The organism is Oceanisphaera sp. (assembly GCF_048268965.1).
Taxonomy (GTDB): domain Bacteria; phylum Pseudomonadota; class Gammaproteobacteria; order Enterobacterales; family Aeromonadaceae; genus Oceanimonas.
This window is the reverse complement of the sequence record NZ_JBLWUK010000031.1, coordinates 1-21,251: the sequence shown is the minus strand read 5'-3', so window position 1 is coordinate 21,251 and position 21,251 is coordinate 1. Positions and strand designations below refer to the sequence as shown.

The 21,251-nt window shown below is 55.1% G+C and carries 16 protein-coding genes; 8 read left to right on the top strand and 8 right to left on the bottom strand.

Features of this window, described 5'->3' with window-relative positions:
• Positions 1-33 precede the first annotated feature (33 nt).
• Positions 34-1,092 (bottom strand): AI-2E family transporter, encoded by a 1,059-nt coding sequence (locus tag ACN0VL_RS12650; RefSeq protein ID WP_417617912.1) that lies wholly within the window; start codon positions 1,090-1,092, stop codon positions 34-36.
• 160 nt (positions 1,093-1,252) lie between these two features.
• Here ACN0VL_RS12650 and ACN0VL_RS12645 point away from each other — a divergent pair, with 160 nt between their 5' ends.
• Positions 1,253-3,202, top strand: a complete 1,950-nt coding sequence (locus ACN0VL_RS12645) for an alkaline phosphatase D family protein (protein WP_417617910.1) — start codon at positions 1,253-1,255, stop codon at positions 3,200-3,202.
• 33 nt (positions 3,203-3,235) lie between these two features.
• Here the strand turns inward: ACN0VL_RS12645 and ACN0VL_RS12640 are convergent, their stop codons facing one another.
• A complete protein-coding gene (locus tag ACN0VL_RS12640; RefSeq protein ID WP_417617908.1) occupies positions 3,236-4,174 on the bottom strand; it encodes a LysR family transcriptional regulator in 939 nt (312 codons plus the stop codon).
• A gap of 129 nt (positions 4,175-4,303) precedes the next feature.
• On the opposite strand from ACN0VL_RS12640, the gene ACN0VL_RS12635 reads away from it, so the two are divergent.
• From ACN0VL_RS12635 to ACN0VL_RS12620, 4 genes are all read left to right on the top strand, one after another.
• Positions 4,304-5,767 (top strand): NAD-dependent succinate-semialdehyde dehydrogenase, encoded by a 1,464-nt coding sequence (locus ACN0VL_RS12635; protein WP_417617906.1) that lies wholly within the window; start codon positions 4,304-4,306, stop codon positions 5,765-5,767.
• Positions 5,768-5,881: 114 nt separating this feature from the next.
• Positions 5,882-7,288: an APC family permease gene (locus ACN0VL_RS12630; RefSeq protein ID WP_417617904.1), complete on the top strand. Its 1,407-nt coding sequence runs from the start codon at positions 5,882-5,884 to the stop codon at positions 7,286-7,288.
• 54 nt (positions 7,289-7,342) lie between these two features.
• A complete protein-coding gene (gene gabT, locus ACN0VL_RS12625; protein ID WP_417617902.1) occupies positions 7,343-8,623 on the top strand; it encodes a 4-aminobutyrate--2-oxoglutarate transaminase in 1,281 nt (426 codons plus the stop codon).
• A gap of 212 nt (positions 8,624-8,835) precedes the next feature.
• Positions 8,836-10,158 carry an aminotransferase class III-fold pyridoxal phosphate-dependent enzyme gene (locus ACN0VL_RS12620; protein ID WP_417617900.1) on the top strand — a complete coding sequence of 441 codons (1,323 nt, stop codon included), beginning with the start codon at positions 8,836-8,838 and terminating at the stop codon, positions 10,156-10,158.
• 244 nt (positions 10,159-10,402) lie between these two features.
• Here ACN0VL_RS12620 and lhgO read toward each other — a convergent pair whose 3' ends face one another.
• Both lhgO and glaH read right to left on the bottom strand, forming a co-directional pair.
• Positions 10,403-11,614, bottom strand: a complete 1,212-nt coding sequence (gene lhgO / locus ACN0VL_RS12615) for an L-2-hydroxyglutarate oxidase (RefSeq protein WP_417617898.1) — start codon at positions 11,612-11,614, stop codon at positions 10,403-10,405.
• A gap of 110 nt (positions 11,615-11,724) precedes the next feature.
• Entirely contained in the window at positions 11,725-12,693 is a 969-nt protein-coding gene (gene glaH, locus ACN0VL_RS12610; protein WP_417617896.1) for a glutarate dioxygenase GlaH, read from the bottom strand.
• A gap of 168 nt (positions 12,694-12,861) precedes the next feature.
• Here glaH and csiR point away from each other — a divergent pair, with 168 nt between their 5' ends.
• Positions 12,862-13,551 (top strand): DNA-binding transcriptional regulator CsiR, encoded by a 690-nt coding sequence (gene csiR / locus ACN0VL_RS12605; protein ID WP_417617894.1) that lies wholly within the window; start codon positions 12,862-12,864, stop codon positions 13,549-13,551.
• Positions 13,552-13,739: 188 nt separating this feature from the next.
• Here csiR and ACN0VL_RS12600 read toward each other — a convergent pair whose 3' ends face one another.
• Positions 13,740-13,943, bottom strand: coding sequence for a cold-shock protein (locus ACN0VL_RS12600; RefSeq protein WP_188630353.1), 204 nt, complete (start codon positions 13,941-13,943; stop codon positions 13,740-13,742).
• Positions 13,944-14,211: 268 nt separating this feature from the next.
• Positions 14,212-14,631 (bottom strand): VOC family protein, encoded by a 420-nt coding sequence (locus ACN0VL_RS12595; RefSeq protein WP_417617892.1) that lies wholly within the window; start codon positions 14,629-14,631, stop codon positions 14,212-14,214.
• 145 nt (positions 14,632-14,776) lie between these two features.
• Between ACN0VL_RS12595 and ACN0VL_RS12590 the strand changes: the two genes are divergently transcribed.
• Positions 14,777-15,595, top strand: a complete 819-nt coding sequence (locus tag ACN0VL_RS12590) for a DUF2797 domain-containing protein (protein ID WP_417617890.1) — start codon at positions 14,777-14,779, stop codon at positions 15,593-15,595.
• An 88-nt stretch (positions 15,596-15,683) separates the two neighbouring features.
• On the opposite strand, the gene ACN0VL_RS12585 is transcribed toward ACN0VL_RS12590, so the two are convergent.
• Positions 15,684-17,480: a putative bifunctional diguanylate cyclase/phosphodiesterase gene (locus ACN0VL_RS12585; protein ID WP_417617888.1), complete on the bottom strand. Its 1,797-nt coding sequence runs from the start codon at positions 17,478-17,480 to the stop codon at positions 15,684-15,686.
• A 1,015-nt stretch (positions 17,481-18,495) separates the two neighbouring features.
• Positions 18,496-20,223, bottom strand: a complete 1,728-nt coding sequence (locus ACN0VL_RS12580) for a putative bifunctional diguanylate cyclase/phosphodiesterase (RefSeq protein WP_417617886.1) — start codon at positions 20,221-20,223, stop codon at positions 18,496-18,498.
• A gap of 436 nt (positions 20,224-20,659) precedes the next feature.
• Here ACN0VL_RS12580 and ACN0VL_RS12575 point away from each other — a divergent pair.
• On the top strand, positions 20,660-21,251 hold a 592-nt coding region (locus ACN0VL_RS12575), incomplete at its 3' end, for a type I restriction-modification system subunit M N-terminal domain-containing protein (RefSeq protein ID WP_417617884.1).

Sequence of the window (21,251 nt, the reverse complement as noted above, 5' to 3'; positions counted from 1 at the left end):
ACGCCTCACGCCTCACGCCTCACGCCTCACGCCTCACGACTGGTATGGATCCTCACCGTTGAATTCTCGGGTGAAAATATCCCAGACCACCAGAAACAGTGCCGCCACCAGCGGACCTATCACGAAGCCGTTGATGCCCATCAGGCTCAGGCCGCCGAGGGTGGAAAACAGCACCAGATAATCGGGTAGCTTGGTGTCGCGACCCACCAGCAACGGGCGCAGCACGTTGTCGGCCAGACCAATCACCAGGGCGCCGAAGCCGACCAGAACCGAGCCGGCTATCCAGTCGCCGGTGGCATAGAGGTACAGGGCGACCGGTAGCCATACCAGGCCGGCACCCACCGCCGGGATCAGCGACAGAAAGGCCATTACCACGCCCCACAGCAGCGGGCCGGGAATGCCCAGCGCCCAGAAGATAAAGCCCCCCAGGGCGCCCTGTACCATGGCCACCACTATGTTGCCTTTTACCGTGGCCCGGGTCACTTCCGAGAACTTGCTGAACAGTCTGCGCTCGCGGGCATCACCCAGGGGCAATGCCTTGACCAGCAGTTCGATAAGCTGGTGACCATCGCGCAGCAGAAAGAAGGTCAGGTAGAGCATCAGGGCTACGTTCATCACGAAAGTGAAGGTACTCTGGCCGGCGCCGAGGGCTTTTTCTGCCAGCAGCTTGCTGCTGGCCACGGCACCTTCGGACAGCTTCTGGCGGACGCTGTCGATATCGATGCCCAGCCGTTCAAACAGCTCGGGCACCAGCGGAAAGGCGTGGCGCATCTGTTCCAGCCATTCGGCCGGATTGACTTCGCCCTTGTCAATACGTTGATAGAGCGCCAGTCCTTCCTGAATAAAGGAGGTGGCAATCAGCAGCACCGGCAGCACCACTATGACCATGCAGATGAGCAGGGTAAGCAGGGCGGCGCGGTTGGGTTTGGGGCCGATCATACGCAGAATGCGTTCCTGCAAAGGGTTAAAGATGACCCCGATGGCACAGGCCCAGAAAATGGCACCCCAAAAGGGCTTGAGCAGCAGCCCAAACAGCAGGCTGACCAGCAGCAGCATAAACAGAAAAGAACGTTGTTCGAGTTTTTCGCGCATGGTGAAAGTGATTCCTGATGAGACACTGGGACCATGGTAAAGAAGGGCAGGGGCCGAAGCTACCGATTCGTCTGCAAATGGGTGGTGTCTGCGACGGATACGGAACCTGACCTGTGTTTCATGTCTTTCCCACAGGAATCGAGCTCGCTATGATGCCGGCATGAATGCATTTACCGATCACGATATGACGTCCACTATACTCGCCGGGCCCATGCTGCGCCGCGCCAGCGGTGAGCGGCTGGTGTTCTGGCTGGCCAGCCGGGTCGCGCTGCAATTTCGCCTGCTGCTGCCCGGGTGCGCCCCCCAGGAGATCACCGGCAAGGGGCAGCAGCAGCTGCAGGTAGGAGAGCGTTGCTTTATTCAGCTGCTGGACATAGAGCTGGACACCCGGCTGCCGACGGATACGCTGGTGGCTTACGATCTGCAGTGGCGAGCATCGCAACAGGATGAGTGGCAGGCCATGGTCGACTGGGCCCCTGAATTGTGCTATCCGGGAGAGCCGCTGCCGCAGCTGGTGATCCGCAGCCGGCTGGACGCCATTCTGCATGGCTCCTGCCGCAAGCCTCACCACGCCGCCCCCGACGGTCTGGTGGCTGCCGACCACTGGCTGGAACAGTGCCACACAGAACCACTCGACCGGCCCGCGCTCTTGATGCTGAGTGGTGATCAGATTTATGCCGATGATGTTGCCGGGCCCATGTTAACGGCGATTCATCAACTCATTGAAGAGCTGGGCCTGTATCCGGAAACGCTGGAAGGCGCCCTGGTTGCCAACAGCGCCGAGCTGTTTGCCAGCCCGCTGAACTATTATCGGCGCAGTGAGCTCTTGCCGAGCAGCGAAGACACCCAGTCGCTGAGAAAACGCTTTTTTGAAGGTGCACGCAAGCCCATCTTTACCACCAGCAGCGCCGACAACCATCTGATTACCCTGGCCGAAGTGCTGGCAATGTACCTGCTGGTGTGGTCACCCACGCCCTGGCAGTCGTTAACGGAGCAGCAACCGGAGCTGCCCCCGGCACGTCGACAGCAATACCGGATTGAACGGGAGCGGCTGGTCGGGTTTGTTGAGGGGTTGCCGGCGGTCAGGCGTTTGCTGGCGCATGTGCCGACTTTGATGATATTTGACGATCATGACGTGACCGATGACTGGAACCTGACGGCGGCCTGGGAGGCCAGTGCTTACGGCCATCCGTTTTCTCGTCGTATTATTGGCAATGCGCTGGTGGGGTATTTGATTTGTCAGGGCTGGGGTAATGATCCCGATGCCTTTAATGAGCAGCCCATGACGCTGCTGCAGGCATGGAGTCAACAACCCACGGCGAAGCGTCAGGATCGGTTAATCAATCATGTGTTCTCCATCGAGCACTGGCATTATAGCCTGCCCACCACGCCCAAGCTGCTGGTCCTGGATACGCGTACTCGTCGCTGGCGCGCCGAAACCCACCTTGGGCAACCTTCGGGCCTGATGAACTGGGAGGCGCTCACCGAGCTGCAAGGCGAGCTGCTGCATCACGATGCGGTGATCATAGTGTCGCCCACGCCGGTATTCGGGGTGAAATTGATAGAGGTGATCCAGAAAATATTTACCTGGTGTGGCAAGCCGCTGCTGGTGGATGCGGAAAACTGGATGGCCCACAAGGGCACCGCCAACGTGATCCTCAACATCTTTCGCCATGCCCGCACTCCGGCCAACTATGTGATCCTGTCCGGAGACGTGCATTACTCCTTCATGTACGACATCAAGCTACGGCATAGGGGCGGGGAGCCGCATATCTGGCAGATCACCAGTAGCGGTATTAAAAACGAGTTTCCCGAGCGGTTACTGGATGTGCTGGACCGGCTCAACCGCTGGTTGTATGCACCTCGCTCTCCCTTGAACTGGTTTACCCGGCGGCGGCGGCTGGAAATTACGCCGCACCCACCGGTAGCGGCGTCAAGGGGGGAGCGATTGCTGAACCGCTCCGGCATCGGCTATGTGCGATTCAACGACGCCGGCGAGCCGGTGTCGGTGCAGCAAATTACCGCCGAGGGAGCGGTGGAGTTCGTGGCCGACACTGTGCCAGAGCCTGCGGCCAGTGCACCGGCGGCCACGCAGGACCGGGAGCGTTAATCCGGCGCGCAGGCCGGATGCTGACCCGGGCCGTCAGGATGCCTGGCTGGCCGGGGCCTGTTCGGTCAGTAGTTGCAAAAACAGCTCCTTCAGCCGGCTTTGGCGACCATGGCTGCGGGTAATGGCGGCAATGCTCAAGTGATGGTTTTTTTGCTCCGGTAGCAGGGCCTTCATGCGACCCTTTGCGACCCAGCGTTGTGCGAAGCTCTCGGGCAAAAAACCAATATGGTGGCCAGACAATATCAGTGCCGCCCTGGGTTCGTAATGATAGGCGCGACCGGCACTTTTCAGCCCACTCACCTGGGCGCTGGCCTCCGGGTTGGTGTAAATACCCGGATGAATGAACTTGGCCTTCGTCAGTTGTTGTTCCAGTACTGCCGGGTCCTGTTCGTTAAACAAAGGGTGCTTGTCGCTGCAATAAAGAAAGCAATGCACCTGATAGAGGTGGTGATAATCCAGTCCTTCCAGATCTCTGTGATAATGAATAAAGCCGATATCGGCATCTTCACTCAACACGCGCCGCTCAATTTCGCTCATGTGGGCCACATCCACGCTCACATTCACTTCTGGCGCCACTTCTCCCAGGCGAGCAAACACATCCACCATGGAAAACTCGTTTTCGAGCCAGATATTATCGCTGGAGACAATCTTCAGCTCGCCGCTGAGTTGTTCATGGAGCTCGTTTACCGTGTAACGAAACTCTTCCAGCTTGGTAAAGAGACGCTTGGCCGACTCATAAATCACGGCGCCATCATCGGTGAGCGCAAAACCGGAACGACCACGTCGACACAGCTTTAGCTTGAGCCTGTTTTCCAGGTTGGACATGTGGACGCTAATGGTAGAGCGACTGATATTGAGCTCGGTCTCGGCCGCCGAAAAGCCGCCGCACTCCACAACCGTCTTGAACAGCTTAAGCAGACGAATCTCGTAATCACCTATCTGACCCAGTACTAACCTGTTTGCCTGACTCATAGTTTGATGCGCTTCAATGTTAAGGTTGATATGTAGCTATTTATAAAACTTTCCTCCGTAGGTTAACATGCTGGCAACCTATGACCAATGTGGCGTCATATTTGGATTAACATTTAAAACGGAGTCAGAATGAGTATTTCTTCTGTAAATAAAAGTTTAATTAAAGATGCCTGCTACATTAACGGTCACTGGTGCCAGGCCAGCAGTGGCAAGACGATTAGCGTTTATAACCCTGCGACGGGTGAAGAGCTGGGACAGGTACCCGACATGGGGCAGGCTGAAACCCTCTCCGCCATCGATGCCGCACAGTCTGCGTTGGTCAGCTGGCGTGAAGTGACCCCGAAAGAGCGGGCCCGAGTATTGCGTCGCTGGTTTGAACTGATCCTGGAGCACCAGGAAGACCTGGCTCACTTAATGACGCTGGAACAAGGCAAACCGTTGTTCGAGACCCGGGGCGAAGTCCTGTACGGCGCTTCTTATATTGAATGGTATGCCGAAGAGGGAAAACGGGCCTATGGCAAACTCTTTGCCGCTCCCGGTAATGATAAGCGTGCCCTCAGCATTCAGCAACCGATAGGTGTGGTGGCGGCCATTACGCCCTGGAACTTCCCCAATGCCATGATCACCCGCAAAGTCGCACCGGCGCTGGCCGCGGGCTGTACCGTGGTACTAAAACCTTCCGAAGAAACCCCTTATTCGGCGCTGGCATTAATGGAGCTGGCCGAACAGGCGGGCATTTCTGCCGGTGTCATCAACATGATCACTTCCAGCCAGGCGGCGGAAGTCGGCAAGGTGCTGACCGATGACAGCCGGGTACGCAAGCTGTCGTTCACCGGCTCTACCCGGGTTGGCAAGCTGCTCTACGGTCAGAGTGCCGACACCGTGAAGAAGCTCAGTCTGGAGCTGGGTGGCAACGCGCCCTTTATCGTGTTCGACGATGCCGACCTGGATGCTGCCGTGGCCGGCGCTGTGATTTCCAAGTTCCGTAACGCCGGTCAGACCTGCGTCTGTGCCAACCGGATTCTGGTGCAGGACGGTATTCACGATGCGTTTGTGGCACGTTTCAAAGAAGCGGTCGAAAAACTGGTGGTAGGCAATGGCCTGGATGCCAGCACCACCCTGGGCCCGGTGATTAATCGAGCCGCCATAGACAAGATTGCCGGCATGGTCGACCAGGCTCAGTCCGAGGGTGCCACCCTGGTGGCCGGTGGCCAGCGCCATGAGGCGGGCGAGCTGTTTTTTGCTCCCACCATTCTGACCGGTGTCACCCAGCAGATGGACATTGCCCGTCAGGAAATCTTTGGTCCTGTGGCCCCCGTCATTCGTTTCCAGGATGACGCCGAAGCCATCGCCATTGCCAATGATACCCCTTACGGTCTGGCGGCTTACTTCTTTACCGAAAGCCACAGCCGCATCTGGAAAGTGGCCGAAGCGCTGGAATACGGCATGATTGGCATCAACGAGGGGATTCTTTCCAACGAAATCGCCCCCTTCGGTGGCGTCAAGGAGTCTGGCCTGGGTCGGGAAGGTTCTTCCCAGGGGCTGGAAGACTACATGGAAACCAAGTACCTGTGTATGGGCGGCATCCGCTGAGCCATGCATAAGCCTGAGGGCCGTCGGTGTTACCGCCGGCCCTCAAGTTGTTGTGAACAGATAAAGAAGGTGGCTGAAAGGCTACCCAGGACAAAGTTGTAAGGAAGCGTCCAAATGCAAAATGAACAGAGCGAAAATAATCATAAAGTACTGACCAGGCTGGATGTGTTGTTTCTGGCCTTTGGGGCCATGATTGGCTGGGGCTGGGTGGTATTGTCCGGCAACTGGGTCATTGAAGCCGGTACCCTGGGGGCCATGATCGCCTTCGTGCTGGGTGGCGTGCTGGTGATCTTCGTCGGTCTGGCCTATGCCGAACTGGCGTCGGCCATGCCAAACAAAGGAGGCGCCCTGATTTATGTGTTGCGGGGCATCGGCTACAAGATGGCCTTCGTGGCCGCCTGGGCTCTGGCCCTGGGCTACATCTCGGTTGTTTCCTTTGAAGCTGTGGCCCTGCCCACTGTCATCGAGTATATCTTTCCCAATTATAAAGTCGGCTTCATGTACTCCATCAATGGCTACGATGTGTATGCCAGCTGGGTGCTGGTCGGCATGCTGGGGTCCGTTTTCATTACCGTCGTCAACCTGATGGGAGTCAAGTTTGCCGCCTTCCTGCAGATGGTGCTGACCATCATCATCGGTATTATCGGCCTGATGCTGATTTTCGGCGCGGCGGCCAACGGCAGCATGATCAATGCGGATCCCCTGCTGGTGGGAGGCGTGGCCGGAATACTGACCGTGGCCATCATGACGCCCTTCATGTTTGTGGGCTTCGATGTGATACCCCAGACCGCAGAAGAAATGAAAATTCCGCCCCGGGCCATAGGTCGCATTCTGATTGTATCGGTCGTGGCGGCGGTGATCTGGTATGTGGCCATTATTTTCGCGGTGGGCTTCGGGCTGGATCAAAGCACCCTGGTCAACTCGGTACTGCCGACCGCCGATGCCATGAGCAATGTATTCGGTCATGAGGCCTTTGGCATAGTGCTGATCCTCGGTGGCGTCGCCGGCATCATTACCAGCTGGAACTCCTTCATCATCGGCGGCAGCCGCATTCTGTGTGCCATGGCTGAACGCAAGATGATCCCGGGCTGGTTTGGCCGCCAGCATGCCCGTTACGGCACGCCGGTGAATGCCATCCTGTTTATCGGTGCGCTTTCCACGCTGGCGCCGCTGCTGGGCCGCCCCATGCTGGTCTGGCTGGTCGATGCAGGTGGTTTGGCCATAGTGCTGGCTTATTTCCTGGTCGCCGTGGCCTTTGTTCGGCTGCGTCGCTCCGAACCCGACATGGTTCGTCCCTTCCGCGCCGGCAAGTCGAGCGCCATCGGTTGGGCGGCGGTTGTCTTCAGCCTGCTGTTTGTAGCCTTGTATCTGCCGGGTATGCCCGCGGCTCTGCTCTGGCCTTATGAATGGTTGATTTTTGCCGGCTGGTCGGGACTGGGTATCCTGCTGATGGTTAATATGAGCAAGGAACGCAAGGCCGCTGGTCCCCATATTTTCGCGACCACGACAAGCGCGGGATAACGGGACAAGACGTTGGATAGTACTGTTAACACAAACAGAACCGGAGAAAGAATCATGAGCAAGAACCAACAACTGCAACAACGCAAAGATGCGGTCTTCGCCCGCGGTATGGGCAACATGGCCGCCGTTTATGTCGACCATGCCAAGAACAGCGAAATCTGGGATGTGGAAGGCCGTCGTTTCATCGACTTCGCCGCCGGTATCGCCGTGGTCAACACCGGCCACAGCCACCCACGCATTCAGGCCGCCGTGGCCGAGCAGCTGGGCCGTTTTAGCCACACCTGCGCCATGGTCACGCCCTACGAGAGCGTGGTGGAACTGGCCGAGAAACTGGTCGAGCTGGCGCCGGGCGACACGCCCAAGAAGGCCATCTTCGTCACCACAGGTGCCGAAGCGGTGGAAAACGCTGTCAAGATTGCCCGCGCCCACACCAAGCGCAGCGGCGTTATTGCCTTCAATGGCGGTTTTCACGGTCGTACCAACATGACCATGGGCCTGACCGGCAAGGTCGCGCCCTACAAGGCGGGCTTCGGTCCTTTCCCGAGCGAAATCTATCACCTGCCTTTCCCGAACGAGTATCACGGTGTCACCGCCGAGCAGTCACTGAAGGCGCTGGACGAGCTGTTCCATTGTGATATCGAGCCGGGTCGCGTGGCGGCACTGATCATAGAGCCGGTGCAGGGCGAGGGCGGTTTTTATCAGGCACCGCCGGCCTTCCTGCAGCAGCTGCGCGCCATCTGTGATCAGCATGGCATAGTACTGATCTGTGACGAAATTCAGACTGGCTTTGCCCGTACCGGCAAGCTGTTTGCCACCGAATACGCCGGCATAGAGCCGGATCTGATGACCATGGCCAAGGGCATTGCCGGTGGCTTCCCGCTGTCTGCAGTGGTTGGCAAGGCCGACATCATGGATGCCGCCAACCCGGGTGGTCTGGGTGGTACCTATGCTGCCTTCCCGCTGGCCTGTACCGCGGCTCTGGAAGTGCTGAATATCATCGAGGAAGAGCAGCTGTGCGACAAGGCACTGGCTATCGGTGAGCTGATGAACAAGCGTCTGAGCGAGCTGCAGGCCAAGTACCCTCACCATATCGGCCAGGTGCGTAACCTGGGTGCCATGGTGGCAATGGAGCTGATTCACAATGGGGATGTGGAACAGCCCAATGCCGAGCTGACCAAGGCGATTGTGGCCAAGGGTATCGAGAAGGGCGTGATCCTGTTGTCCTGTGGAGTGCGTGGCAACGTGATCCGCTTCTTGCCGCCCCTGACCTCGCCACTGGATGTGGTGAGTGAAGGCCTGGATCTGCTGGAGCAAGTGCTGGCGGAGCTGATTTAAGATTTTGAATACGTCGATGTCATCGATATTTGGCGGGCCCTGGGCCCGCTTTTTTTTTGCTGAATAAAGGGTAATACAGGCCGGGACTTAGGTTGAAGGCGCTCAAACTAAGCATTTAAACATCGTCATTTATCAAACAGTTCCGTTTATTTACACTGTAGTGACATTTCAATTACACCATCGTTATATCGAGATTCAGAGGGAGTGCCAACATGACAGCAACCAACCTGGCTGCACACTGGATGCCATTTACTGCCAATAAAGGATTTAAAGAAAAACCGCGTATGCTCAGTGCTGCCAAAGGCATGTACTGGACAACAGATGATCAGCGCCAGGTATTGGATATGACCGCCGGCCTGTGGTGTTGTAACGTTGGACATGCCCACCCTCATATTGCCGAAGCCATCGCGAAGCAGGCCAAAACCCTGGACTACGCCCCGAGCTTTGGTTTTGGTCATGAACTGTCCTTTGAATTATCCGAGCGTCTGGCCCAACTGGCACCTGGTAACCTGAACAAGGTGTTTTACACCAACTCGGGTTCCGAGTCGGTCGATACCGCCCTTAAAATGGCAATGGCTTATCATTACGCCAAAGGCAATACCGACAAGCAGATGTTTATCAGCCGGGAGAAAGCGTATCACGGCGTGAACTTTGGTGGCGTTTCGGTTGCTGGACTGCCCAATAACTACAAGGCATTTGGTCAGTGGCTGCCCAACGATCGCCTGAGTCACACTCAGGACTTAACGCTTAATGCCTTCTCCCGCGGTCTGCCGTTGCATGGCGGTGTTGAAAAGGCCAACGAGCTGGAAAAACTGATCCAGCGTCATGGTGCCGGCCGCATTGCTGCCGTTATTATCGAACCCATTACCGGTGCAGGTGGCGTGCTGCCGCCACCAGTGGGCTACTTGAAGCGCGTTCGTGAAATCTGTGATCAGCATGACATTCTGCTGATCTTCGACGAGGTGATCACCGGCTTTGGCCGTACCGGCGATGTATTTGCCAGCCAAACCTTTGATGTAACCCCAGATATCATGACCACGGCCAAGGGCCTGACCAATGGTGCCGCCCCCATGGGTGCTGTGCTGGCGGGCGATCATATTTACGAGGCCATCGTCGAGCAAGGCGGCCCGGGTGTCGAGTTCTTCCATGGTTATACCTATTCGGCGCACCCCTTGGCCTGTGCCGCTGCCATGGCGACACTCGATGTGTATGAGCAAGAAGGCCTGTATCAGCGCGCCGCAGCTGATGGTGAGATTTCCCAGTACTTTGAACAAGGCCTGCACAGCCTGAAAGGACTGCCGGGCGTGATCGATATTCGTAACTACTCTTTCATTGCCGCAGTGGAATTCGAGCCACTGGCCGGTCAGCCGGGTGCCACCGGTAGCCTGGTACAGACCAGCGCCTGGGAGCAGGGCATGATGCTGCGTTCACTGGGCGAAGCCATCGCCATGTCGCCGCCGCTGATCATGGAAAAAGAGCATGTTGATCAGACGATTGCTATTCTTGAGCGCAGCATTAAACAGCATTTCGCTTAAGTACATCGCACATCGCTAGTATTAACGAGGACTGCCCAGGCAGTCCTTTTTTGATCCTGGCTACCCGATAGCAAACGGATTAGGTCACAGCTCTATTGGGTTGCTTTACAAAGGACTCAAGGTACAGAGTCCATAGCTAATGCCGCATAACAGGTGTGGTTCTGTGTCACTCAGGGGGAAGGGAAAGTGCTTGGAAGGGGGAACATTGCGGGGAGGGCTCCCCGCAATGTGTTGGCAACTGGTGTTACGCGACCGCTGTGCCTTCTTCTACCTGCTGCTTGACCTTGTCGACAATATAGCCGCCGATGGGAATGGCGGAGGTGGCTGCCGGTGAGGGAGCGTTACAGACGTTGATGGTACGCTTGGTATTCACGAACAGGAAGTCGTCTACCAGGTTGCCGTCTTTCGAGACCGCCTGAGCACGAATACCGGCGGGATAAGGGGTGAGATCGCTTACCTGCAGGCTGGGGCAGTACTTGCGTACCAGCTCCAGGTAGCCGGCCTTGTGGAGGGAGTTTTTCATCTCGGTCAGGCCGGGTTTGAAGTTTTTCATCAAGACCTTGAGGATGCCCGGATAGGTGAACATCTCCAGGGTATCCTTCAGCGAGATATCGCTCTTGTTGTAGCCTTCGCGCTTGAAGGCCAGTACCGCATTGGGGCCCACGGTGACGGTGCCATCGATCATCCGGGTCAGGTGAACGCCGAGGAAGGGCATGTTCGGATCCGGGATCGGGTAGATCAGATGGTTTACTATCTGATTGTGCTCGGGTTTGAGCAGGTAATATTCGCCACGGAAGGGGCAGATCTTGAACTCGGGCTCAATGCCCAGCATGCGCACCACCCGATCCGCCATCAACCCGGAGCAGGAGACCAGGTACTTGCCCTGAAACTCGCCTTGAGTGGTTTCTACCACCACCTGGCTGCTTTCTTCTTTCAGGCCGGTGACTTCGGCGTTGTAGCGGATCTCACCGCCCAGGCGCTCGAATTCCTTGCCCATGGCTGCGGTCACTTGCTTGTAGTTGACGATGCCGCTGGAGGGCACGAAGATGCCGCCCACGCCCGTGATGTTGGGCTCGCGCTCTTTCAGTTGCTCGGCATTCAGCCAGTAACGCTCCAGGCCGTTGGCCTCGCTGCGATCCCAGAGTGCCTGCATGCGCTGCATTTCCAGCTCGTTGGTCGCCACCAGTAGCTTGCCGCACTCGTCGAAGGGAATGTCGTGCTCGCGACAGAACGCCTTGGTGGCGATATTGCCTTCGAGGCAGAACTTGGCCTTGAGGCTGCCCGGGGTGTAGTAGACTCCGGCATGGATAACACCGCTGTTGTGGCCAGTCTGGTGATGGGCCGGGCCGGACTCTTTTTCCAGCAGCAGCATCTTGTGATCGGGGTAGGTTTTTTTAAGCTGCCAGGCGGTGGACATGCCGACGATGCCGCCACCAATAATAATAAAATCAAACACTGTTGGTTCACCTGTGTGAGAGAGGGGCAAAAGCCGGAGACTTGCCCCGGCGTGATATTGGTTTTTTTATTGTGCAAGATGCCGCTGCAGACGGCACCTTGTCAAAGTCGTTAGCCCTGGTTGGGTTCTCTCACGGTTTTAGCGTGAGTAAAATAGCCACGCTGACGCATCAGCTCGCGACGCAGGCCTGCATGGGCGGTGAACTTGTCGCGGCCATGCAACCAGAAATGGTTGTTGATCAGCAGGAAAGAGCCGATGGGCATGGGGACGGACAGCTTTTTGGCACTGGTTTCCAGGGCTTCGGACAGATCCGCCAGCCACACACCTTCATCATAGTCCTTGGGCTGCACGAACTGATCGATATAGGCCATGATGGGCTGACCGTTCACATCGGTATCAAACACCGCATGGTAAACATCTTTCTGGGTATTTTTGCTCGGTGGCGCAGCCCAGCGCATGATGCGGCGCGCCATGGGGTTGGCATAAAACTGCTCCAGGTGCTCCCAGTCATCCAGGTGCAGCAGCAGAGAATTACCGCCTTCCATGTTCTGCTCGTCGATTTTCAGCATCAGTACATAGTCGGTGTCCTGCTCGACGAAGGTACCATCGTTGTGCAGTTCCATTACCCGGTGCGCCTGGCGCAGGTAGCTATCCGAGTTATCTTCATTCTTAACCACAAAGCGGGCGTAGTACTGGCCACTCATGGCATCGAAATTGGAACGACCCATCAGGTGAGCGACTGCCGTCGTGAACTTGACCATGTCTTCTGCCTGCTCGACCTGGTTCAACCCTTCCGGGGTGATCAGCAGGCCGCCGGTGTTGCGGTCAACCAGGGTGTTGATCAGCAGGGACTGCAGCGCCTGACCGCAGAGATCGTTAAGCAGCTTGGCCACCCGAAAACGCAGGAACGACTTGTATTCCAGCGCCTGGATCGGCCACTCGGCAGTGGCTGCCAGAAAAGCCTGTACGGTTTGCTCGTCGAAGCGCAGTTCGAGCAGGCGGGGAGAGTAGGCAGAAGGTGCCAGACTGAATCCCTGATGCTTGTGATTAACGAAATCGGCTGTGGCAACGTTAGACATGATAGCTTCCTTGTTCTTTCAAAGAATGTGGGTCGAGAAGTAAAGTAAACTGTCGTTGTAACTACATAATGTCGACACTTTTGTGTTTTGTCAATTTAATGAGGTTGTTTTATGATCTCGGTTACAATTTCGTTATAATCGAACAACAGAACGATTCAGGAGCAGAGCATGACCCAGCTCAGTAGCCCACGGGAAAATCTTGCCCGTGCGGCGTATCAGCAGTTGAAACTAGATATTATTCAGAGTCATTTCGGGCCCAGCGAAAAGCTGTTGATGAGCACCTTGAAAGCGCGCTATGGCCTGGGTGTGAGTCCGTTAAGAGAAGCCTTGTCTCAGCTGGTGTCCGAGCGACTGGTAACGGCAGAAAGTCAGCGCGGCTTTCGCGTCAGCAGCATGTCGATTGCCGAGTTAAAGGATATTTACGACGCACGTGCCCAGCTGGAAGGTTTGATTGTCGAGCTGGCCATGGCGCGAGGAGATGATCTGTGGGAGGCCGGTGTGGTGGCGGCGCATCATGCGTTGAGCAAGGTCAATCACCTCGAGACGGTAGAAGACCAGCTTACGCAGTGGGATGAGCGCCATCAGGCATTTCATCAGGCGGTGGCCGACGGCTGTCAGTCGCCACAACTGCTGGTGGTGCGTCAGACCCTGATGGATCAGGCGGCCCGTTATCGTTACCTCTGGCTTAAGCAAACCGTCTTCAGCCAGCAGGCATTAAAAGACAAACAACAAGAACACCTTATTCTGTTTAATGCCGTGCTGGCACGAGATCCGCAGGCCGGCACCATGATGCGGGAACATCTAATGGGCCCGGTGAGCATTATCAGCCAGGTACTGGGTGAGCAGGGAGTGCGTTAGCCTTTTTGGCATCATACCACCCACTCGCGGAGTTGCTAACGAGCTAATGCAAGAAAGGCGACGCTAAGGCAGGCGCGAGTTTTTGAATTGCTGCGCTTCTATTCGACCAAGGTCAACAGCCACTAAAATACAGACATAAAAAAACCCGCCGCAGCGGGTTTTTTAGACTTTGAATTACCCGAGGGTAATTAGATAGCCTGAATCTGTGAAGCTTGAGGACCCTTTGCGCCTTGAGTGGCGGTGTAGGATACTGCCTGGCCTTCTGCCAGAGTTTTAAAGCCGCTGCTTACTATTTCTGAGAAGTGAGCAAACAAATCTTTGCCGCCATCTTCAGGAGTAATAAAACCAAAACCTTTTGCTTCGTTAAACCATTTTACGGTGCCGTTAGCCATTTTTTCTTACCTTTATTCTAAGGGTGAGCTGATGCTCGAAATGCAATAAATATCAAATAAGGGAAGTTTGGTGACTGTGGAACCGTGAGGAACTAACAATATACAAAGGCCGCGCTAACTTGAAACATCTTGCTTGTGAGGTGCACACTACGGGAGAAGCAGGAGGGCGTCAAACAGTATCGTCAATATATTTTGTTTGCTGTGTAATCTGCCTCTCAAGTATATCGGGCGGGATGCCTTAAAAATCATCCCGCATGTCCAACAAACCCTAATCCTCGGGTAACCCCAATGGCTGGCCATAACTGAACTCCACGTAATTGCCGTTAGGATCCTTTACTCCGCAGTAATATCCTACCGGCCAGGGCTCGTCCCGTGGGGGCCAGATCAGGCAACCGGCGGCCTCGGCGCGAGTGGCAAGCTCGTCTACCGCGGCCCGGGTGGGCAGGGCGAAGCCGAAGTGGCGGTAGTCCTGTTCGGACAGCTGCAGGTCTTCGCCACCGTCCATCAGCACGAAGATAAACTCTCGTTCGCGGCCGGGTTCGGCCAGCCAGACTATGGTCTGGGTGGGCTTGGCTCGGCGGTGGGTTTCTATCATGCCGCAAAAATCCTGGTAGAAACGGATGCAGGCCTCGATATCCCGAACATGCAGGGCGATATGAGTGAGACGCGGAGAGTGCCGCTCAGGCATGGTATCAAGCTCCTTGAAGTTGGGTGTGCTTCAAGTATGGCCGCAGCCGGGCCAGGTTGCCAAAGGGGCGCCCGCCGGGTGCGCCGAGCGGCGGCGACTGTTACAGTAGCGGCACACCCACAACCGATAATGACAATAAAGCAGCATGAGCAATATCACCGGCACTTTGATTAAAATGCCCGCCACCCTGGCGGCCCCCGTTTCCTACCAGCTGGCACTGGGCGAGCATCGCGTCGATCTCAATCCCTTGCTGGGGCAAACCCTGACCCTGACTCACACCGGCAACATCTACTGTACTGCCTGTGGCCGTAAAACCAGCAAGAGTTATTCCCAGGGGCACTGTTTCCCCTGCATGAAGAAGCTGGCCCGTTGCGACATGTGCGTGATGAAGCCGGAAACCTGCCATTACTTCGAAGGCACCTGCCGCGAGCCCGAATGGGGAGACAGCCACTGCATGGTGGAGCATATCGTCTACCTGGCGAATACGTCGGGCCTCAAGGTGGGCATTACTCGCCACACCCAGGTGCCCACCCGCTGGATTGATCAGGGAGCGACCCAGGCGCTGCCGATACTGCGCGTGGCTACCCGCCAGATCTCCGGACTGGTGGAAGTGGCACTGGCAGAGATGGTCGCGGACAAGACCAACTGGCGCGCCATGCTCAAAGGCGGTGAAGCCGATAGAGACTTGAAAGCCGAAGCGGCCCGGTTACTGCCTGAGATACAGGAAAAAATCGGCGATTTGCTGCTTAAATACGGCGAAAATGCGGTGACTGTGCTGGACGAAGCCGTGGTCGAGCTGAATTATCCGGTGCTGGAATACCCGAGCAAAATCGCCAGCCACAACTTCGACAAGAATCCGGTGGTATCGGGTACCCTGCTTGGTATCAAGGGCCAGTATCTGATGCTCGACACCGGGGTGATCAACCTGCGCAAGTTTACCGGCTACGAAGTGACTCTGGGCTGAAGCCTGGCCAGAACGCCGGTAGCACCTCTGGACAAAGGGGCATACCCTGGATGAATAAGGGCTGACCGCTCCAAGCCGTCAGCCCTTGCTATTGTGTGACGCCCATCCGCGTCGTTTGGCCGACACCAAGGTGGGAAGTGTCGAGCATGCTGTTAAGTTGATCGATGCTGACGGGGCGGCTAAACAAGTAGCCCTGGAACAACCGACACCCATTTTCCTGCAGCCATTCCATCTGCTCGTAAGTTTCAACCCCCTCAGCGACTACACCCAGCTCCAGACTGTTTGCCAAGGCAATGATGGTACGGGCAATAGCCGCATCGCCAGGATCTTCAAAAATGTCGTCAACAAACGACTTGTCGATTTTCAACTGGTCTAACGGAAGTCGTTTCAGGTAACTGAGAGAGGAATAGCCGGTACCAAAATCGTCGAGCGCGAACCTGATTCCCAATGGGCGCAAGGCCTTCATTTTGGCGGCCGTACTCTCCATATTATCCTGCAATACGCTCTCTGTTAGCTCAAGCTTGAGCAGCTCTGCACGAGCGCCGGTTTGGGCAAGCACGCTTTTTATCGTGTCCACGAAGCCGGCTTGATTCAACTGTCGGCCGCTGATGTTAACGGACAGGGTCCAGTCTTGCTGGCGCGGGTCTTCATGCCATGCAGCCAGTTGCGAGCAAGCCGTTTTCAGCACCCAATCGCCGATTGGGAGAATCAAAGCCGTTTTTTCGGCCAGGGGAATAAACTTGTCCGGCGGAACCATACCCAGTTCGGGATGAAACCAGCGGAGTAAAGCCTCTACACCCTCGATCTGCTGCCGAGCATTAACGATGGGCTGATAAAACAAGGCCAGCTCATTATTGTCGATGGCCTGCCGTAAATCCCGGACCAGCAGCGCTTGCTCAATGGCTTTTGCTTGTAATAGGGGGTCGAAAAAGCACAATTGGTTCCGGCCAGTCTCTTTTGCACTGTACAGGGCCATGTCCGCCTGCTTAATCAATTCGTCAGGATCGTCAGCTGCGCTACTAAAAAGTACGGCCCCCATACTCGAGGTGGTTGTCAGATACTGACTGCCAACTTGATAGGGCTCTGCCAGTGTCACACGAAGCGCTTCGCCAATGCGCCCGGTGTTCGCCATGGCGCCATCAAGGTCGGCACCGACGTTATCCAGTATGATGACAAACTCATCACCGCCAAATCGTGAAACCGTATCCACTTGGCGAACACTGTTAGCCAGGCGCAAGGCAACCTGCTTAAGCAACTCGTCGCCCACATCATGGCCAAGCGTGTCATTGACTTCTTTAAAGTTGTCCAGATCCATCAACAGCACGGCACCGTAACCCGGAGATCGCCCTTTGCTGGCGATGGCGCGGGTAAGCCGATCCTTCTTCAGGAGCCTGTTTGGCAGCCCGGTTAACTCATCGTGCAAGGCCATGTGTTGTGTTTTAGCCTCAGCTTCCTTTCTGGCGGTTATATCCGCCCGAATGGCGATGTATTGTGCTGGCTGACCATTCTTGCTCTGCAAGGGCACTATGGTCGATTGCACCCAATACAAGGAACCATCTTTTGCACGGTTACAGACATCGCCGGTCCACACTTCTCCCCGGGTGATGGTGCGCCATAAATCCTGAAAAAACTCGCGAGGATGATGACCCGAGTTGATTAAAGAATGGGTCTGCCCGACCAGTTCCTCGCTGGAATATTGGGAGATAGTGCAGAACTTGTCGTTAACCTGGGTAATCACACCCCGAGCATCGGTCATGGCAACAATGGCGTGTGCATCGAGCGCCATTTTCAATTCATTTTTTTCCTGCTCGGATGCCAGTAAGCGTTTCAGGAGCTCGTTGTGCTTGGTGATAATGTGACGGTTTTGCCTTCGAGCATTCCACATTACAGCTGCAACGATGACGAATAACAGCCCAATAATAAAGAAAGCAGAGATAACAACCTCCAGGCCTACTATTGAACAAGGTGGAAGGAAGACGTCGGAATAGTGGCGTCAGCGGAGAGACTAATAATATAAAAGTATCGCATCAAACGAGTATTGAAAAGCAGCAATGAGAATAGCAAGTGCCCTATAAGGAGTAAACAAGCATTATCCATGAGCACCATCAAGGCTGGAGCCACCGTTTTCAATAGGGCGATAATGTTATTGCTACGACGCTGAGCCTTAAAGGCTTCCGCTGCTCGCCGTTACGGGCATGATGGTGTCTTTAACTTGTTAATAACGTCAGCGGGCGCTTTCCTGTCAAGCCAGGCCAGGCCAGCACTGGACTTGTCGACTTTGATTTTATTATGGATAGCCAGAAGGAGCAGGAAAAACGAATCTCTTCTGTTCGGCAGGCCGAGTCAAGAATGGCTTTGTGGAAGGAAATAAAAAAGCGTTATTAACGACTTCTTCTTGGTAAACATATAAATCATATGCACATATAAGTGAGGTTACATTCAGGTGGATGAATGAGGCGGAACATGATTCTGTTAATGGCTCCGAGATACATGTTATTTAATCGATAGGGAGAGTCACAAGTGAAAAATAAAGCCGAATATGAACGAGGATTGCAGCGTGTCGAGTGCCAAAAAATGTAAAAAACGAACCCATACCGAAATAGCCGGCACCAAATAGCAGGAGTTATACCAATCTCATTAAATAAATGCTCTATTTCACTTCTGAGTAAACGTCGGATAAAGGGGCCACTCCACCGACCCGCTTCAGATGAATGACACTCACCGTTTCAGCCAGCTGCGAGCATTCACTGGGTACTCGGTCAGGCTGAAAGGATTCGTCACGGCGCGACAAGCTCGCCCCAATGTACGCTCAGCATATAAGGTTCCTGTCATGTGCTGAGCGGCAGAGCAGAGCCCCTTGTCCACCTGATACTGCTATCAAAATAGGGAACCTTGAAGATTCACACCTTTGCTTCGTCTCTGTACCGACTGCTGAGTTCCTGCTGATGACAGTAGTCCTTTGCCCATAGTTGATACTCGGACAAGGGAAGGGGCCTGGAGTAATAAAATCCCTGTGCTAACTCAGCTCCCATATCGGTCACCATTTTCCGTTGTGCCTCGGTCTCTATGCCCTCAACGGTCACCTCAAGCTTTAACGCTCTGGCCATGGAGATCATGGATGCCATAATGGTGCGGGCATTAGCGCTGGTTTCCAGGTCGATGACAAACGCCCGATCGATTTTCAATCCCGACAGTGGTAGCTGTGCCAGATACTGAAATGAAGAATACCCGGTGCCGAAGTCGTCCAGACTCACCTTGAAGCCTTGCTCGCGAAGGCTGTCAACGGCTGCCTTTGCCTGTTCCGGGTTCTGGATCAGAGCGCCTTCCGTAATTTCGATTTCTAGTGATTCCGGGGTGACGCCATAAGAAGACACCATTTTCCCCAGCTCACTAATCAAAGACTGATCCATCAAATTTCTGACGGCGAAATTCAGGCTGACCGACGCTAGCTGCTGTGACTTGATGTCCTCGCAGGCTCGTGCGATCACGAATCGGGTCACCGGGTCTATCAGCGTCGTACTTTCAACTTTGGGTATAAAGAGGCCTGGCATAATCATTTTGTTTTCAGGGTTAAACCAGCGAAGCAAGGCTTCTGCACCCAGATGCTGGCCCGTCTGCAAACATATCTTTGGCTGGTAAAATAGCTGAAATTCCTGATTGACCAGTCCATCGCGCACTTTCCCGATGAGTTGTACGCGCTCTGCGATGTGTTGGTCGAACGCCGGGTCATAAGGCAGGTAAGGAACATGATGCTCGATGGCTGCGGATAAGCCGGTTCTTGCATGATTTATCACTGTGTTCGTATTGTCGTCGTTTTCTCCAATAAGATAGCTACCAGCAACAAACTGAACACGCAGTGAAATGCCGTTCACTGTCGATTGGTTATCGCCAACTTGTTGAACAACCTTGAAAACTGAGCCCACTTTATCCTGGGTGCAGTCTGGCAAGATGATGGCCAGTTCCGATCTGCTGTATCGGTAGATCTGATGAGGTACTTGGAGCTTATTATTGATTCGCAAGGCGATGTCTTTAACCACTTGTTCGGCCGTATCGACTCCCATTGACTGCAGAACTTCCCACAAGTCCTCCATCCGGAGCAGAAGGAGCGCGGATGGGGAGGCGTTGTCCCGACTGCTACTTTGCAGTAATTTTTCAAGATCCTGAGTGAGCGCGGCTTGAGTCAGAAGGCCGGTTTTTTGATCGATATTAAGTGCTTGAAGGTAGCGTTGGTTAGCCTGTCGAAGGCGCCGGAAAAGCCAGGCTGCAAAGGCACCAATCATAAGAAAAAAGGCGATTCGGGTTAACCAGGTTCTGGTTATTTGGTCAGTGCCGGCGGAGACATCTACCGGCATCCAGGGGCCGATCAGAAGCGCGGCCGTTATCGAGCAGAGGATGGCTCCCGGCAAGCCAAACCATGAAGCTGATAACAGCACGGGTAGCAGGAGTACATACGGGAAGGCGAAGCTGGTACCTCCGCTAAAATAAACGAGCCAGGTACCCGCCGCCAAAAGAAATACCAGGATCAAGGCCTTATAAAGCGGCCTTGCAACTTTCGATAACTTTTGCGGGAGCCATTTGTACGCGAAGGCAGGAAGGAATCTACTACGGTTATGTTTATCACGATCCATGTGACTGCTCCGGAAATATTCAGCGCTCAAAATTAGATGCCTTTGACGTAGCTACCTTAGCCGTTGCAGGAACGGTTGGACTGTGCGCGCCATTGAAAAAAGTACGAGGTCAGAGTGGGTGGCGCGAGGGAGTCAGTTTAGTGACGGCCTCCGTGCCGAGCAGTACAAAGGAGTGAATCAATGACTGCAAGGGCGATTATATATAGACTTTAAATGAGATCCAGTTAAACCCCATATTATAACGAGGCTTCATTGCTACCTCCTCCCCACCTATTCCCCGGTAATTTTGGCGACGAACTTTTTATGGCCAGCATATCGGCTCCTGCGCAACGTCCGTTATGAACCTGTATCACCCCCTTTGAGTGCCGATGGTGCTAGAATCCGGAGTTATCTATCCGCCACCTTCAGTGGTCACAACAAGAGCACGATAATCACCATGACATCCAATATCTCTACTCTGGCTGGCCTTATCTGGTCAGTGGCCGATCTGCTGCGCGGTGACTTCAAACAATCCCAGTATGGCCGTATTATTCTGCCCTTTACCGTGCTGCGCCGTCTGGAGTGCGTGCTGGCGCCGACCAAGGAGCAGGTGCTGGCCATGGTTGAAACCACCAAGGCCATGCCGGAAGCCGCCAAAGACAAGCTGCTGCTCAACACCTCGGGCCAGAGCTTCTACAACACGTCCCAACTCAGCCTGGACCGGTTGGGTGAAAACCATGTGGGCGACAACCTGGATGCCTATGTGCGGGCCTTTTCCCGGGATGCCTTCGAGATTTTCGAGCACTTCAACTTCGATGCCACCATCAACCAGCTGGAAGACGCCGACCTGTTGTACAAGGTGTCGCAAAAGTTTGCCAACGTGGATCTCTCCCCCCAGGCGGTCGACAACTATCACATGGGCCTGGTGTTTGAAGAGCTGATCCGCCGCTTTGCCGAAAGCTCCAACGAAACCGCCGGGGAGCACTTTACCCCCCGCGACATAGTGCGGCTGACCACCTCGCTGGTATTCACCGAAGACGATCAGGCGC

Excerpts from the sequence above, each read along its gene's own strand:
- gabT (WP_417617902.1), top strand. The coding sequence starts at position 7,343 with ATGAGCAAGAACCAACAACTGCAACAACGCAAAGATGCGGTCTTCGCC.
- glaH (WP_417617896.1), bottom strand. The coding sequence starts at position 12,693 with ATGTCTAACGTTGCCACAGCCGATTTCGTTAATCACAAGCATCAGGGA.
- ACN0VL_RS12580 (WP_417617886.1), bottom strand. The coding sequence starts at position 20,223 with ATGGATCGTGATAAACATAACCGTAGTAGATTCCTTCCTGCCTTCGCG.
- ACN0VL_RS12645 (WP_417617910.1), top strand. The coding sequence starts at position 1,253 with ATGAATGCATTTACCGATCACGATATGACGTCCACTATACTCGCCGGG.
- ACN0VL_RS12640 (WP_417617908.1), bottom strand. The coding sequence starts at position 4,174 with ATGAGTCAGGCAAACAGGTTAGTACTGGGTCAGATAGGTGATTACGAG.
- ACN0VL_RS12585 (WP_417617888.1), bottom strand. The coding sequence starts at position 17,480 with ATGTGGAATGCTCGAAGGCAAAACCGTCACATTATCACCAAGCACAAC.
- ACN0VL_RS12635 (WP_417617906.1), top strand. The coding sequence starts at position 4,304 with ATGAGTATTTCTTCTGTAAATAAAAGTTTAATTAAAGATGCCTGCTAC.
- ACN0VL_RS12630 (WP_417617904.1), top strand. The coding sequence starts at position 5,882 with ATGCAAAATGAACAGAGCGAAAATAATCATAAAGTACTGACCAGGCTG.
- ACN0VL_RS12620 (WP_417617900.1), top strand. The coding sequence starts at position 8,836 with ATGACAGCAACCAACCTGGCTGCACACTGGATGCCATTTACTGCCAAT.
- ACN0VL_RS12595 (WP_417617892.1), bottom strand. The coding sequence starts at position 14,631 with ATGCCTGAGCGGCACTCTCCGCGTCTCACTCATATCGCCCTGCATGTT.
- ACN0VL_RS12650 (WP_417617912.1), bottom strand. The coding sequence starts at position 1,092 with ATGCGCGAAAAACTCGAACAACGTTCTTTTCTGTTTATGCTGCTGCTG.
- csiR (WP_417617894.1), top strand. The coding sequence starts at position 12,862 with ATGACCCAGCTCAGTAGCCCACGGGAAAATCTTGCCCGTGCGGCGTAT.
- ACN0VL_RS12600 (WP_188630353.1), bottom strand. The coding sequence starts at position 13,943 with ATGGCTAACGGCACCGTAAAATGGTTTAACGAAGCAAAAGGTTTTGGT.
- ACN0VL_RS12590 (WP_417617890.1), top strand. The coding sequence starts at position 14,777 with ATGAGCAATATCACCGGCACTTTGATTAAAATGCCCGCCACCCTGGCG.